General features: G+C 65.7%; 13 protein-coding genes. 10 read left to right on the top strand and 3 right to left on the bottom strand.

The window, feature by feature from the left end; all coding sequences use genetic code 11:
• Positions 1 to 146: 146 nt before the first annotated feature.
• Entirely contained in the window at positions 147 to 1,763 is a 1,617-nt protein-coding gene (locus V3B41_RS14160; protein WP_049428397.1) for an EAL domain-containing protein, read from the bottom strand.
• Between the two features lie 228 nt (positions 1,764 to 1,991).
• Here V3B41_RS14160 and cycA point away from each other — a divergent pair, with 228 nt between their 5' ends.
• Positions 1,992 to 3,365, top strand: a complete 1,374-nt coding sequence (gene cycA, locus V3B41_RS14165) for a D-serine/D-alanine/glycine transporter (RefSeq protein ID WP_329861498.1) — start codon at positions 1,992 to 1,994, stop codon at positions 3,363 to 3,365.
• Between the two features lie 303 nt (positions 3,366 to 3,668).
• Positions 3,669 to 4,445: a lytic transglycosylase domain-containing protein gene (locus V3B41_RS14170; RefSeq protein WP_329861500.1), complete on the top strand. Its 777-nt coding sequence runs from the start codon at positions 3,669 to 3,671 to the stop codon at positions 4,443 to 4,445.
• A 93-nt stretch (positions 4,446 to 4,538) separates the two neighbouring features.
• Here the strand turns inward: V3B41_RS14170 and V3B41_RS14175 are convergent, their stop codons facing one another.
• Positions 4,539 to 6,059 carry a hypothetical protein gene (locus tag V3B41_RS14175; protein WP_197651217.1) on the bottom strand — a complete coding sequence of 507 codons (1,521 nt, stop codon included), beginning with the start codon at positions 6,057 to 6,059 and terminating at the stop codon, positions 4,539 to 4,541.
• A gap of 164 nt (positions 6,060 to 6,223) precedes the next feature.
• Between V3B41_RS14175 and V3B41_RS14180 the strand changes: the two genes are divergently transcribed.
• On the top strand, positions 6,224 to 8,305 hold the full coding sequence (locus V3B41_RS14180; RefSeq protein WP_329861504.1) for a gluconolaconase: 2,082 nt from the start codon (positions 6,224 to 6,226) through the stop codon (positions 8,303 to 8,305).
• Here V3B41_RS14180 and V3B41_RS14185 read toward each other — a convergent pair.
• On the bottom strand, positions 8,283 to 8,690 hold the full coding sequence (locus V3B41_RS14185; RefSeq protein ID WP_329861506.1) for a YciI family protein: 408 nt from the start codon (positions 8,688 to 8,690) through the stop codon (positions 8,283 to 8,285). The two genes, V3B41_RS14180 and V3B41_RS14185, sit on opposite strands and share 23 nt — an antisense overlap.
• Before the next feature lie 807 nt (positions 8,691 to 9,497).
• On the opposite strand from V3B41_RS14185, the gene V3B41_RS14190 reads away from it, so the two are divergent.
• The 7 genes from V3B41_RS14190 to tssC all read left to right on the top strand — a co-directional run bounded on the left by V3B41_RS14190 (position 9,498) and on the right by tssC (position 14,889).
• Positions 9,498 to 9,911: a YciI family protein gene (locus V3B41_RS14190; protein WP_049426767.1), complete on the top strand. Its 414-nt coding sequence runs from the start codon at positions 9,498 to 9,500 to the stop codon at positions 9,909 to 9,911.
• Between the two features lie 67 nt (positions 9,912 to 9,978).
• Positions 9,979 to 10,401, top strand: coding sequence for a VOC family protein (locus V3B41_RS14195; RefSeq protein ID WP_106551248.1), 423 nt, complete (start codon positions 9,979 to 9,981; stop codon positions 10,399 to 10,401).
• Between the two features lie 34 nt (positions 10,402 to 10,435).
• Positions 10,436 to 10,846: a VOC family protein gene (locus V3B41_RS14200; RefSeq protein ID WP_049426769.1), complete on the top strand. Its 411-nt coding sequence runs from the start codon at positions 10,436 to 10,438 to the stop codon at positions 10,844 to 10,846.
• Between the two features lie 23 nt (positions 10,847 to 10,869).
• On the top strand, positions 10,870 to 11,226 hold the full coding sequence (locus V3B41_RS14205; protein ID WP_049426770.1) for a DUF1428 domain-containing protein: 357 nt from the start codon (positions 10,870 to 10,872) through the stop codon (positions 11,224 to 11,226).
• A gap of 45 nt (positions 11,227 to 11,271) precedes the next feature.
• Positions 11,272 to 12,519, top strand: a complete 1,248-nt coding sequence (locus V3B41_RS14210; RefSeq protein WP_329861509.1) for a sigma-70 family RNA polymerase sigma factor — start codon at positions 11,272 to 11,274, stop codon at positions 12,517 to 12,519.
• A 339-nt stretch (positions 12,520 to 12,858) separates the two neighbouring features.
• On the top strand, positions 12,859 to 13,371 hold the full coding sequence (tssB, locus tag V3B41_RS14215) for a type VI secretion system contractile sheath small subunit (protein ID WP_197620357.1): 513 nt from the start codon (positions 12,859 to 12,861) through the stop codon (positions 13,369 to 13,371).
• A gap of 42 nt (positions 13,372 to 13,413) precedes the next feature.
• Positions 13,414 to 14,889, top strand: a complete 1,476-nt coding sequence (gene tssC, locus V3B41_RS14220) for a type VI secretion system contractile sheath large subunit (RefSeq protein ID WP_329861511.1) — start codon at positions 13,414 to 13,416, stop codon at positions 14,887 to 14,889.
• The last annotated feature ends 5 nt before the right edge of the window (positions 14,890 to 14,894 follow it).

A 14,894-nucleotide genomic window follows, 5' to 3' on the forward strand; every position in this document is an offset into this window, starting at 1 on the left:
CGGGTTCGCGGGGGTGTCCGCGGCATGGATGCCGCGGCCAAGCCCCCATGGACGGGTTTACGGCGTCCCCCGCGAACCCGACCGTCCCGGCCAACCCTGGGATAGCAGTACGCGACCCCCCACGAGGGGCTCCGCCGTTCGCCGTCCTACTCCACTCCCTCACGCTCGATCGGCACGCTGCGCGGATTCTGCATGTCCTCCCGCGCCGCGCCGTAGCGCTGCTGCCGCTTGTGGTGGAACGCCACGAACTCATCCCGGGGCAGCGGTCGCGAGAACAGCCAGCCCTGTCCGAATTCCACCTTGCGGCTGTGCAGGTAGGCCAGCTGTGCTTCGGTCTCCACGCCCTCGGCCACCACCCACAGCCCCAGTTCCTTGGCCATGTCGATGATGTGCGGGGTCACCGGGCTGGTCGCGCTCTCGGTGCCGATCGCATCGATGAACGACTTGTCGATCTTCAGCGCATCCAGCGGCAGCTGCTCCAGGTACTGCAGGCTGGAGAAGCCCACGCCGAAATCATCGATGGCCACGCTGTGGCCAGCGCGCCGCGCCTGCGCCAGCATCGTGCGGGCGCGGTCCAGGTCGAGGAAGCCGCGCTCGGTGGCCTCCATCCAGATCTGTTGCGGCAGGATGCCGCTGCCGGCCATGTGCTTGGAGATCATCTTCAACGCACGACCGCTGCTGATGTCCTCGGCGGCGAGATTGATCGCGATGTGCGCGCTGCGATCGGCAACCAGCAACTCGCGCATGTCGCGCACCACGTTCTCGATTACCAGGTCGGTGACGTCGGCGATCATGCCGGCCTCTTCGGCCAGCGGAATGAACAGATCCGGACGCACCTGGGTGCCATCCGGGCGCTGCCAGCGGATCAATGCCTCAGCGCCGACGCAGATGCCGGTATCCAGCTCGATGATCGGCTGGTAGTGCAGGTACAGTTCGCGGCGGCGGATGGCGGTGGCCAGTTCACCGCGCAGCGACAGGCGGCGCCGCGACAGCCAGATCACCAGGCCGGCACCGGCGGCAGCCAGCAGGACGCCCAGCGGCACGAACAACCACGCCTGCTGCCGGAACGTGGCAGCCAGCGCGGTACGTGGCGTGGTTGCGATCGCCAGCCATTCCTCGTTGCGTGCGGTCGCGTACAGCGTGTTCTGGTCCAGGCCCTCGCCAGGATTGCGCAGCATGGCTTCCAGCAACGCCGTGTCCATGCCTTTCTGCTTGGCCAACAGGCGCCCATCCGGGCTGGCCAGGGCCAGGCGCACGTGCGGATCGACGATGACGTCGACGAAGCGGCGCGGATCCATCAGCACGTCGTAGCTGCCATACAGGATCGCCAGCATCTGCCGCCGGCCGCTGGCCTCCGGGCGCACGTCCACCGCGATTCCCGCGCCATCACTGGTGACGTGGTCGGGTTTGGGCTGGTTCACGTCCGAATGGAAAGTCCCCCACGAGGTGCAGCGCAGCTTGCCGTCTTCGAAATAGCCCATCTGGTCGGCCGCCGGCGTGGTCATTACCAGCGTCTGCATGCGCCGGATATGCTCGGGCGTGCACGGTTGTGCCACGCTGGCCTGCGCCGACTGCAGGGCGTGCAGTGCCTCGTGGTAGGACAGGTCCGATCGCCGAAGGGTGCGCACGGCGATGTCGCGCAGGCGTTCCTGTTCCACGCTGACGGCACGGTCCCAGGTGGCGTAGGCCATGACGGCGATCGGTACCGCGGCGGCCAGCAGGGCCAGCGCGGTACCGCCGATGATGACGCGCAGGCGGCTCATGGCCGGGGCTCCAGCAGTGCAGGCAGGGCAGGGCGCATGGTCGGGCCGGTCCGTGGGCAGGTGCGGCTATCTGAGCATGGCGCCGGGCCGGGCGGAATGGGCATGACCCGGCAATTCGTCACATTGTGATGAAAGCGGCCAGGTTTGACGGAATCAGCCCATCCGGCGCTGGCGCTTCGGCGCACGGAGGACTACCGTCGAACGCTTCACCCGCCCCTTCCCGCGCCCATGACCGAGCCCGCCACGCCCCCCGAGCACCTGCGCCGCAGCCTGTCCAACCGCCACCTGCAACTGATCGCCATCGGCGGTGCCATCGGCACCGGGCTGTTCATGGGCTCGGGCAAGACCATCAGCCTGGCGGGCCCGTCCATCGTCTTCGTCTACCTGATCATCGGCGCGATGCTGTTCTTCGTGATGCGCGCGATGGGCGAGCTGCTGCTGTCCAACCTGAACTACAAGTCCTTCATCGATTTCTCCACCGATCTGCTCGGCCCATGGGCCGGATTCTTCTGTGGATGGACGTACTGGTTCTGCTGGATCGTCACCGCCATCGCCGACGTGATCGCGATTGCCGCCTACGCGCAGTTCTGGTTCCCCGGGCTTGAAGCCTGGAAGCCGGCGCTGGCGTGCGTGATGCTGCTGCTGTCGTTGAACCTGGTGACGGTGAAGCTGTTCGGTGAAATGGAATTCTGGTTTGCGCTGATCAAGATCGTGGCGATCTGCGCGCTGATCATCACCGGTGCCGGATTGGTGGCGTGGGGCTTCACCTCGCCCAGCGGTCACACCGCGGCGCTGTCCAACCTGTGGAATGACGGCGGCATGTTCCCGATGGGGCTGGTTGGCTTCTTCGCCGGCTTCCAGATTGCGGTGTTCGCCTTCGTCGGCATCGAGCTGGTCGGCACCACCGCCGCCGAAACCGCCGACCCCGAGCGCAACCTGCCCAAGGCGATCAATTCGATTCCGGTGCGCATCATCATCTTCTACGTACTGGCGCTGATCGCGATCATGGCCGTCACCCCGTGGCGCCAGGTGGTGCCGGACAAAAGCCCGTTCGTGCAGCTGTTCGTGCTGGCCGGTATTCCGGCCGCGGCCAGCCTGATCAACTTCGTGGTACTGACCTCGGCCACGTCGTCGGCCAACAGCGGCATCTTCTCCACCAGCCGCATGCTGTACGGCCTGGCCGAGGAAGGCCACGCCCCGCGCGGGTTGTCGAAGTTGTCACGCGCCGCCGTGCCGGCCCGTGGCCTGCTGTTCTCCTGCCTGTGCCTGCTGGGTGGCACGCTGCTGATCTACCTGATCCCGAACCTGGTGACGGCGTTCACCCTGGTGACCACGCTGGCCACCGTGCTCTTCATCTTCGTCTGGTCGCTGATCCTTGTGGCCTACATGGTCTACCGCCGCCGCTACCCGGAGCGCCACGCTGCCTCGATCTTCAAGATGCCTGGCGGCGTCGCCATGTGCTGGGCCTGCCTGGTGTTCTTCGCCGGCGTACTGGTGCTGCTGAGCCTGCAGGGCGACACCCGCCAGGCGTTGATGGCCAGCCCGGTGTGGTTCGTGCTGCTGGGCGTGGGGTACTGGGTGCGATGCAGAACGGCGAAATGACCGGGGATGCGGAGGGGGCGGCAATGCCGGAAATCGCGAACGTTGGAGATCGGAACGTCGGAAACCGGAACGTCGGAAACCGGAACGTCGGAACGTCGGGAATCGGTAGAGTCGACTGTTAGTCGACTGCTCTCCCATGGGCCACCGCAGAACCCCGCGCTGCGCGCGATAGTCGACTAACAGTCGACTCTACCGGTGAAGCTACCGGTGCCGGTTCCAGTTCCAGTTCCGTTGCGGGTCCCGGTACCCGTCCAATCCCCATTCACTTGGCGTTAGCGGGCGCGGCCGGATCATCCGGCCGCCATGTCCCGTCGCCCCTTCCTGCTCGCACTGTTGCTGCTGTCCAGCCTGTGGCCGGGGCTGGCCGCCGCGCGCACCGTCTACCGCTGCGTGCAGGGCAACACCGTCAGCCTGGCCACTGCACCGGAACCCGGCTCACGTTGCACCCCGAAGGAAATCGACGACAACGCCATTCAGGCCCCGAACCTGTGGGGCAACATGGGTGTGTTCAGTGGTGTGCTGTACGAGCGCGAGCAGGATGGCGTGCTGGTCTATTCCACCCGCAACCTGCCTGGTTCGCGGGTGTTCCTGAAGTTCACCGTGGCCACGCCGCCGGGTGAGCCCGCCCACGAGGGCCTTGGCAAGGTCGGCAAGCCGCAGCTGGCCCAGCATGCCAAGCAGTTCAAGGCCGCCGCCAGGGCCACCGGCGTCGACGACGCCTGGCTGCGTGCAATTGCCCATGCCGAGAGCAATTTCGATGCGCTGGCGGTCTCGAGCAAAGGTGCGCAGGGCGTGATGCAGCTGATGCCCGAGACCGCGCAGGAATTCGGTGTGCGCGATCCGTTCTCGCCGCAGCAGTCGATCGAGGGGGGCGCGCGCTACATGCGCGCGCTGCTGCGCCGCTACAACGGTGACAGGCCGCTGGCGGCAGCGGCCTACAACGCGGGCATCGGTGCGGTCACCCGCTACAAGGGCGTGCCGCCGTATGCCGAAACCCTGGCCTATGTGGACAAGGTGATGGCGCTGTACGCACGCTACCGCGAAGCGATGGGCATCCGCACCGAGGTGCCCGCGCGCTAGGCCAGTGGCGCTGTACGCGTGGTGTAGAGCCGAGGCCATGCTCGGCTGCAATTGGCGCAGCCGAGCATGGGCTCGGCTCTACACAAAAGCCGCTCAGCGCGAGGTCGAGGTACTGACCAGTTCGTAGCGCTCGATCCGGCCGACGCGTGCAACTTCGGCCTGCACGTCAGCGCGCTGCTTCAGCGCACGCCAGGCCGCATCGATCTTCACGTCGCCCGGCAATGACGGATAGGTGCGCATGTCCTGCAGGCTGGCCAGCGTCTCGCCACGGTCGGTGGGGGAGCGCAGCTGTTCGATCAGCACCGCTGCTGCGCCGTCCAGGTTGTCTTCGTCCAGCAGCATCTCGCGATGGAACAGGCGCGCGTCGTCGCGCTGGGCGAGGATCACCGAGCGTGCGGCTTCCACCGCCTGGGCATCGCCGCGCTCGCGGGCGGCAGCGAACTGCACCAGGGCTTGTGCGGCTTTGCCGTAGGCGCCGAGACCGGGGAGGTCCTTCACGGCCTGCGCGGCATCCTGCATACGTCCCAGCGAAGTGAACACGAAGCCGACATTCAGCCGGTGCTCGATGTCGTCCGGGCCGAGTGCGCCGATGCGGGCCGCCTGTTGCGCCACCGCCAGGGCATCGTCGGTGCGGCCCAGCCGGCGCAACGCGGTGAACCGGCTGTTGAGCAGCCACGCCACCCACTCGGCTTCCTCCGCCGACGGCGATTCACCTTCGGCGGCCGCACGGGCCATGCCGTCGGTCAGTGCCAGCACTTCTTCATTGCGGTCCAGCATCAGCAGCGTGACGCTGAACTGGGCCATGCGCGCGTCCAGCTTGCGATCAAGCAGGCCGGACACCCGCAGGTCGTCCAGGTGCTTCTGCGCGACCTGTACCGGGTCGAAGCGCGGATCGGCACGGTCGACATAGCGGTCGAAGCGCTTGTCGCTGCGCAGCTGGATGATCTCGGCCGGGCTGTCGATGCGGGCCAGCGTGGCCGGGATCGCATCGCCGCGGCCGTTCTCGGCCTGCAGCGTGGCCAGCGCCAGCCACAGTCCGGCCGGTTCCAGGCCACCGCTCTTCCAGCCGTTGTCGAACAGCGCCTGCAGCAGGTCCATGCGCTGTCGTGGCTGATCGTGCAGGCGATACTGCAGGTAGCCGATCGTCTGGTGATCGAGTGGCACGGGCCCGTCGGCATGTTTCAGCGCCCGCACCAGATAGCGGGTGGCCGCCGCAGGCTGGTTCTCGGACAGTTCCACCGACATCAGGGTGAGCAGGATCTGCGTATCGTCGGGCAACGCTTCCATCGCCCGCTGCAGATAGCGGCGGGCCTGGGCCGGCTTCTTCTGCATCAGTGCGGTCCAGCCGGCCACCTGCGAGGCACGGCCCCGTCGCTCGGCGTCGAAGTCGTCCAGCAGCGGATCCTCCATCAGCCGCTCCATGGCAATCAGCGCCCCCAGCGTGTTGCCGCTGCGCGACTGCTGGATCGCCTCATCCCAGCGCGTGGCGTAGGCCATGTGTACCGCGTCGCTGGTAACCGACGGCTTCTGGGGTGCCACCGTGATCGAGGCGGACACGGGCGTGCTGGCCAGCGTGGCGATCAGCAGGGCGGCGAGGGGGAGCGTGCGGGGCATGGAGGTTCTCCATCCGTGGGAACCGCATTGAACCTGCTGTGGCCAACGAGAACAAGCGCGGTGCATGGAACTCTGGTATCCGGCCGCACGATTGGCCGTGGCGCATCCCGTGCGCAGCGTCTATTGTCGGTACCTCTTCAGACAGCAGCAGGTAGTGCAGCGCGATGGCACGGTGGCAATGGATGGCGGCATGCGTGGCGTTGGCAACGGCAGTGGCACTGGCGGCGACCTGGTGGGAGGCACCGCTGCACACGCTGGCTGAACCCGCAGGCCCCGCGCCCACGCCGCTGGCCTGGACTGCGCAGATCGAGCCGCTTGCCGGCGATGGTCATCCGGGTGACCGCGACGGTGCCGCCGCGCAGGCCCGCTTCGCCGACCCGTATTCACTGCTGCGCGGTGCCGATGGCAGCATCTACTTCACCGATGCCGGCGACAACAACCGGATCCGCCGCCGCCTGCCCGATGGCCGCGTCGAAACCGTAGCGGGGCAGGGCGAGGGACGCGTTGATGGCCCGGCGTTGCAGGCCAGCTTCAATACACCTTCGGGCATCGCGGCCGATGCGCAGGGCAACCTGTACGTGGCCGACACCGGCAACCATGCGATCCGCCGCATCGGCACCGATGGCCAGGTCAGCACGCTGGCCGGTGGTGAACAGGGCTATGCCGATGGAGTGGCCGCGCAGGCACGCTTCGATGCACCGATGGGCATCGCGGTGGACGCGCAGGGCCAGGTCTACGTGGCCGATACCTACAACGACCGTATCCGGGTGATCGGTACCGACGGCACGGTGCGCACCCTGGCCGGTGGTGAGCGCCCGGGAATGGCCGATGGCACCGGCGCCGCTGCGCGCTTCGATACGCCGGTGGCGTTGGCCTTCGATGCGCAGGGCGCGCTGCTGGTGGCCGACCTGTTCAACAACGCGGTGCGCCGCGTCGGTGCCGATGGCACGGTCAGCACCGTGGTGGGTGGTGGTGGCGTGATCAACGGGCCGCTGTCGTTGGCCACCACCCACGATGGCGTGCTGTACGTGGGCGACATGGATGGCCGCATCGTGCAGGTGACGCCGCAGGGCCATCAGATCGCGCTGGTCGGCAACGGTCGACTGCCACGCCTGGCCCGCCCCAGTGGGCTGGCGATGGACGCCGACGGCAGCGTGCTGGTGGCCGACGCGACGGCCTATCGCCTGCACCGCCTGCGCCCGCTACCGGTGGGGGAACTGCCGGCGCCGGCACTGGTCGGCCCGGCTGCCGATGCGGCGTTGCCGGAGACGGGCGGCCGCTGGCCGCTGGCACCGCAGGACGGTTGGCATGAAGTGGTCGGTACGTTGGGCGAAGTGCGCGGAAACTTCAAGGGCGAGAGTCGCCATCACCTGCACGGGGGCTTCGACGTGCGCGGTGATGTGGGCCAGACCGTGCTGGCGATCGCCGATGGCAAGATCAGCAGCCCGATGGCGGCCTGGAGTCTGGGTGAACAGGCCGAGGGCCTGGCGGTGGACCGCCTCAAGTACATCCACATGCGGGTGGGCCGCACCCCACGCAATGAACCGTTCGATGCGCGCTGGCAGGCGCTGTACGACGAACAGGGCAGGCTGGAGCGGATGCGCGTGCGGCGTGGTATGCGCATCCACGTCGGTGACCGCCTGGGCAGCATCAACAACCAGGCGCACGTGCACCTGGCCGTCGGCACCGGAGGTTTCGAGACCAATGCCGTGGCACTGGGCTTCCACAACTACGCCGACCACTTCGCACCGCGCATCACCGATGTGGCGCTGCTGGACGACAACGACCAGCCAATGGCCGCAGGCAGCGAAGGCGTGGTGATGGTGGCGCGCCAGGGACGCGGTGTGCAGATCGTGGTGGAGGCCTGGGACCAGGTCGACAACAATCTGCCACGACGCCGCCTGGGCATGTACCAGGTGGGCTACCAGATCCTGGATGCCAGTGGCCGGGCGCTGCAGGGCTACGAACAGCCACGCTGGAACATCGTGTTCAACCGCATGCCGCCGCAGAAGGAAGCGGTGCGGGTGGCCTATGCCCCCGACAGCGGCATCACCGTGCACGGCAGTGCGGTGACCCGTTTCCGTTACCTGGCCACCAACACCGTGCGTGACGGCCTGATGGAAACCGGGCGCTGGCAGCCGGCGGCGCTGCCGCCGGGCGAGTACATCGTGCGCGCCAGCGTGCGCGACTACAGCGGCAACGAAGGCGTAGGCCCGCGCGAGATCAGGGTACGGCTGCTGCCATAGCGGCAGCCGGGGCGCCGCAGCGTTCGCGCTCGGCGTCCATGTCTTCCAGCGGCCGCACTTCGATGCTGCCGAAGCGTGCCCATGGGAAGTCGCGGGCGATGCGCATGGCTTCGTCGCGGTCGCGGGCGACGATCAGGTTGAAGCCTGCCAGCAGTTCGCGGGTTTCGGCGAACGGGCCATCCAGTACACGGCTGTGGCCATCGCGCACGCGCAGGGTCTGTGCGGTGTCGACCGGCTGCAGCTTCTGCGCGGCCAGAAGCGTGCCCTTGGCCTGCAGTTTGTCGGCGTGCGCCAGGCAGTCGCGCATCAGCGCGTTGAATTCTTCGGTGGGCAGGGCCTGCAGCAGGGCAGGCTCGATATAGATCAGAAGCAGGTACTGCTGCATGGCACGGTCCTGGCGGGGGCGGGGTGCCCATGATGGCGCAGGTCTGCGCGTGGGCATGTTGCAGCGCGGGAGGCGCGCCTTCGACGGGGATCGGCGAACGGCGGAGCCCCTCCGTGGTGGGGTTGGGTTGGTCGCTGAAAGCTGGGTTTCTGGTGATTGGCCGGGTGGGTAGGCGGGTCGGGGGACGCCGTAAACCCGTCCTTGGGGGCTTGGCGGCGGCTTGCTCGTGTGCGCTGTCCTGCGCACACGGCAAGACCGGGGTTGGGCATCGTGCCCAACCCGCCCGAGGCATGCCTCGGGCCCATGCCGGGGACACCCCCGCCCCGCCTACCCACCCGGCCTTGGACAGATCTCTGCGGCTGACCCACCACGGGAAATCACAAGCAAGAGCAAAAGCGGGTCGCTTCGCTCACAAAGCCGAGGCCGCCAGCCATCCGCCGTTGCTGTTGCTTTTGCCTCTGCCTTTTTTCTTGATCTTCCCGTGGTGCGTGCCGGAGGCAGGAAACTGTCCAAGGTCGGGTGGGGAGGCAGGGCAGGGGCGTGAGCCGCATGGATGCGGCGACCGAGCTTACATGGACGTACTTGCAGCGCCCCCTGCCCTGCCTCCCCACCCGGCCAAACCCATGAACCCGGGCTTTCAGCGACCAACCCACCCCCACCACGGAGGGGCTCCGCCGTTCGCCGACCTCCGCCGAAGGCGCGCTTTCCACGGAAGAAATAATTTTTAGAGGACGTGTCGATTTCCAGCCCCCTGGTTCGTTGTACCCAGTGAAGGGCACGCACCACGCGTCCCCACGGGAGACTGCAATGAAAGTAATGGTGATCGTGAAGGCCAACGCCGACTCCGAAGCCGGCCGCATGCCCAGCGAACAGGAACTGTCCGAAATGGGCGCCTTCAACGAACAACTCGTGGCCGCCGGCATCATGCTGGCCGGGGAAGGCCTGCACGCCACCCAGCGCGGTCGCCGCATTCATTTCGGCAACGGCGCACCCAGGGTCGAGGCTGGCCCGTTCGGCCCCGCCAGCGAGCAGATCGCCGGATTCTGGCTGTGGGACGTGCGCTCGCTGGAGGAGGCCGTCGAGTGGGCCAGCCGCGCGCCGTTCGGTAGCGGGGGCACGCTGGAACTGCGCCCCCTGATCACCGCCGAAGACTTCGGTGAAGCCTTCACCCCCGGCTTACAGCAGCAGGAACAGCGTCTGCGTGCACAGCTGGAAGGTTGATCCGATCCATTTCCCCGCCGGGCATGGCCCGGCGCTGCCACCCTGAAACCCTCAACGGAGTAGTGCCATGAAACTGATTCCCTTCCTCGGCTTCAGCGGCCAGGCCCACGATGCGATGGCGTTCTACGCCAAGGCACTCGGCGGCCAGGTCACGTCGGAAATGAAGTACCGCGACATGCCGCCCTCCGATGGTTCGCCGGGCTGCAACGAGATGCCGCCGGAAACCCTCGACCACGTCGCGCACAGCCAGTTGGAGATCGGCAACGCCATCCTGATGGCCGCCGATGGCCCCGGCGGTGGCGAGGGGGGCTCGACCACCATCAATGTCGATGTCGACAGCATCGAGGAAGCCGAGCGCGTGTTCGCCGCGCTGGCCGAAGGCGGCCAGGTGCAGATGCCGATCGCCGAAACGTTCTGGGCGCACCGCTGGGGCATGTTGATCGATCGCTACGGCAAGCCGTGGATGGTCAACTGCATGAAACAGCCCTGATCCCTCTTTTCTTCATCCACAAGGAGCTTCACCGATGAGTACACCGCAACCGCAGATGATCTTCGTCAACCTGCCAGTGCAGGACCTGGAGAAGTCGAAGGCGTTCTTCACCGCGTTGGGATACAGCTTCAATCCAACCTACACCAATGACGATGCGGCCGGCATGGTCATCAGCGAGAGCATCTACGTGATGCTGCTGACCCAACCTTTTTTCCAGCAGTTCACCAACAAGCCGATTGCCGATGCGCACACCCACACGGAAGTGATCAATGCGCTCTCGGCACCCAGTCGCAAGGCCGTTGACGAGTTGGTGGACAATGCACTGGCCGCCGGCGCCAGCGAACCGCAGCCGGCGCGCGACCTGGGCTTCATGTACCAGCGCGGCTTCCAGGATCTGGACGGCCATCTCTGGGAAATCGCACACATGGAAGGCGAGCCGGGCTGACGGTCGCTGCAGGGAGAACCCTCATGGCTTACGTGGATGCTTACGTGCTGCCGTGCCCGCAGGACAAGGTGGCGGCTTACCGCCGCCTTGCCCGCAAGGCCGGCGCGGTGTGGAAGGACCATGGCGCGCTGCAGTACATGGAATGCGTGGCTGACGATGTGGAACCCGGCAAGAGCACCTCGTTCCCGCGCGCGGTGAAGGCCAGGCCCGGTGAAACAGTGATCGTCGCCTTCGTGGTGTTCCGCTCGCGTGCGGCACGCGACCGCATCAATGCCAGGGTGATGGCCGACCCACGGTTGGCGTCGCTGGGCCCGAAGGACATGCCGTTCGATACCAGGCGCATGTTCTGGGGCGGCTTCAAGCCGATTGTGGAAGCGTGAGTTGCGGCGCTTGTGCGGGCCGGGCGTGCGTGCTGTGATCGGCGCATGCCCGATCCCGCACTGACGCAGCGTCTGGAGACCCTCTGGCGGATGGAGTCGCCGGTGTTGATCGCGCGCCTGGCGCGGCTGCTCGGGGGCGATGTCGGCCGTGCCGAGGAGCTGGCCCAGGACACCTGGCTGGCCGCGCTGGAGCGCTGGCCGGAGCAGGGCATCCCGGACAATCCCGGAGCCTGGCTGATGACCACTGCGCGCAACCGTGCCATCGATGTGCTGCGCCAGCACCAACGCGTGGCGCAGCAGCACGCGCAATGGGGGGAGGAACTGCATCCGGCACCCCTGCCAGCGCCGGATGAGAGCCAGGCGCTGGAAGATGACCTGGGGGACGACCTGCTGCGCCTGATGTTCGTGGCCTGCCACCCGGTGCTGCCGGCCGATGCGCGGGTGGCACTGACCCTTCGCCTGCTCGGTGGCCTAACCACGACCGAGATCGCCCGCGCCTTCCTGCAGCCCGAGCCGACCATCGCCCAGCGCATCGTGCGCGCCAAACGCACCCTGGTGCAGAAGCAGGTGCCCTATGAAGTGCCGCGTGCGGAGGCGATGCCCGAGCGGCTGGCGTCGGTGCTGGAGGCGATCTACCTGGTCTTCAATGAAGGCTATGCGGCCAGTGCCGGCGATGACTGGATGCGACCGGCGTTGTGCGAGGAAGCGCTGCGGCTGGCGCGCATCCTGGCACATCGGCTGCCGGTACCGCCGGTTCTGGGCCTGCTGGCGCTGATGGAACTACAGGCCTCGCGCGCTGCGGCACGGACCGACGCGCAGGGCGTACCGGTGCTGCTGGACCAGCAGAACCGAGCCCGCTGGGACTGGCTGCAGATCGAGCGTGGCCAGCAGGTGCTGGCGCGCGCGCTGGCGGCCGGTGGCGGCGACGATCCCTATGTGCTGCAGGCACGTATTGCCGCCTGCCATGCGGCTGCGCGTCGGGCTGACGCCACCGACTGGCCGCGTATCGCTTCGCTCTACACCCGGTTGCTGCAGGTGATGCCTTCGCCGGTTGTCGCATTGAACCGGGTCGTGGCGGTGCTGCGCAGCGAGGGCGCGTTCGCCGCGTGGGCACAACTGCAGCCGTTGCTGGATGAGCCGCGCCTGCGCGAGTACGCGCCGTTGCAGGTGGTACGCGGCGAAGTACTACAGAGGTTAGGGCGGGAGCAGGATGCTCGTGACGCGTTCGTCGCTGCGGCTGATCTCACCATGAACGAGCGAGAGCGCGCGCATCTTCTGTCCAGGACGAAGTAGCTCTTCTTTGGACATTGATCGCGAGCGTGTCGCATCTGGCCTTCCGGTGCGCTGCCTCGCCCGTGCACAAAGCGATTCTGTGCCATGAGAATCCACTGAGATTCTGACGCATTCGGACGATCTTGAGTCGATTGAGATTATTCCTATTCCATCTGCGCGGCGGAGCTGATCATGATTGCTCGTCTGCAACGGACGAGTTGGCTGAGTTCATCGAGCCTCCAGACTTCCAACGCGCCCGTCCGGTCCAAGACATAGGCTTCCCGTACTGCGGTGATGATCGTCCGAATGGGCATGCAGTACAGGAGACAGGTAACCGATACCAACGCAGGAAGTAAGCGCATGTCGAGCAAGGATGGTTCTGTCGCTCCCAAGGAGCGGATCAACATCAAATACGTACCCGCAACGGGCGATCAGGCGGCCGAGATGGAGCTGCCACTCAAGCTGGTTGTTGTTGGCGACTTCAAGGGCCACACAGAGCAGGCCATGATTGACGAGCGCCAGTCTGTCCGTGTCGACAAGGGCAGCTTCGATGCCGTCATGGAGAAGGCAGAGCTCGGCCTCACGCTTGACGTCCCTGACCGTCTTTCAGACGAGCCTGAGAGAAGGCTCAATCTTCAGCTTTCGTTCTCCTCGCTCAATGACTTCACGCCAGACGCGATCGCCCAACAGCTCCCAGAGCTCCGTACGTTGCTGGAGCTCAGGGAGGCCCTGGTCGCGTTGAAAGGACCACTAGGCAACGTTCCGGCCTTTCGCAATGCATTGCAGGAAATGCTGGCTGACCCGGGAGCGCGCGAAAGACTGGCCGAAGAACTGCAGTTGGCGTTGACAACGCGGGACGAGTACAGCCGCTGAGAGCTTTCTCGTCATTCTGCCCAACAACCAAAGGGAACCACAATGGAAGCCAAGGAAACTTCTTCAGGGAAGATCGCGCCCGCGCCGGTTGGTTTGCTCGATCAGATCATGGCCCAGACCAGGATGCAGCCGACGCAGGAGGGCTACTCCACGGCAAAACGGGGCGTTGCTGAATTCATTGCCGAAATGCTGCGCACAAAGGATCGGACCGAGCCGGTCAACAAGCATCTCGTGGATCAGATGATCGTCGAACTGGATGTCCGCATCAGCCAGCAGATGGATGCGGTACTCCACCACCCCCGGTTTCAGGATCTGGAATCCGCCTGGCGTGGATTGAAGCTATTGGTTGATCGCACCGATTTCCGGGAGAACATCCAGATAGATATTCTGCATGCCACGAAGCAGGAGCTCCTTGAGGACTTCGAGAGCGCAGCGGAAATAACCCAGAGCGGACTCTACAAGCACAGCTACTCAGCGGGCTATGGGCAGTTTGGCGGCGAGCCTGTCGCTGCCATGATTGGCAACTACTACTTCGGTCCGTCGACACCGGACGTCAAACTGCTGAACTACATCGCATCCGTGGGGGCCATGGCGCATGCGCCGTTCATTGCCGCAGCAAGTCATGAATTCTTCAGCATCGATGGCTATCAGGAGCTGTCCAGCCTGAAGGAAATCAAGGACATCTTTGATGGCCCTCGATACACGAAGTGGCGCGCCTTGCGGGATTCAGAAGACTCCCGCTATCTAGGCCTGGCCATGCCGCGATTTCTTCTTCGGCAGCCCTACGACCCGCTGGAGAATCCTGTTCGGCGATTCAGCTATACCGAATCTGTAAGCGATTCACATGAGAACTACCTTTGGGGCAACGCAGCCTTCCTGCTGGCTACCCGAATTACTGACAGCTTTGCCAAGTATCGTTGGTGCCCCAACATCATCGGTCCTCAATCCGGTGGTGCAGTGGAAGATCTTCCCGTGCACCTTTATGAGGCACTTGGCCAGATCCAGGCAAAGATTCCGACTGAAGTGCTGATAACCGACCGCAGGGAGTTCGAGCTTTCCGAGGAGGGATTCATTCCCTTGACGATGCGCAAGGGGAGCGACAACGCCGCATTCTTCTCGGCAAACTCCGTCCAGCGCCCGCAGTTGTTCCCGAACACTCTTGAGGGGCAGCAGGCGCAGACGAACTACAGGCTGGGTACGCAACTTCCGTACATGTTCATCATCAATCGTCTGGCGCACTACATCAAGGCGCTTCAGCGCGAGCAGATCGGGAGCTGGAAGGAACGCCACGACCTGGAGCGGGAGCTGAATTCCTGGCTGAAGCAGTACGTAGCTGATCAGGAAAATCCTCCGGCCATGGTCCGCAGCCGGAGGCCGCTGCGCGCGGCCAGGGTCGAGGTGAAGGATGTGCCCGGTGAAGCGGGCTGGTACCAGGTGGCAATGAGTGTGCGGCCGCACTTCAAGTACATGGGGGCCAACTTCGAGCTATCGCTGGTCGGTCGGCTGGACAAGGAATAGCCAGA

This window comes from Stenotrophomonas sp. SMYL89, assembly GCF_036319985.1.
GTDB classification, from domain to species: Bacteria; Pseudomonadota; Gammaproteobacteria; order Xanthomonadales; family Xanthomonadaceae; genus Stenotrophomonas; species Stenotrophomonas maltophilia_Q.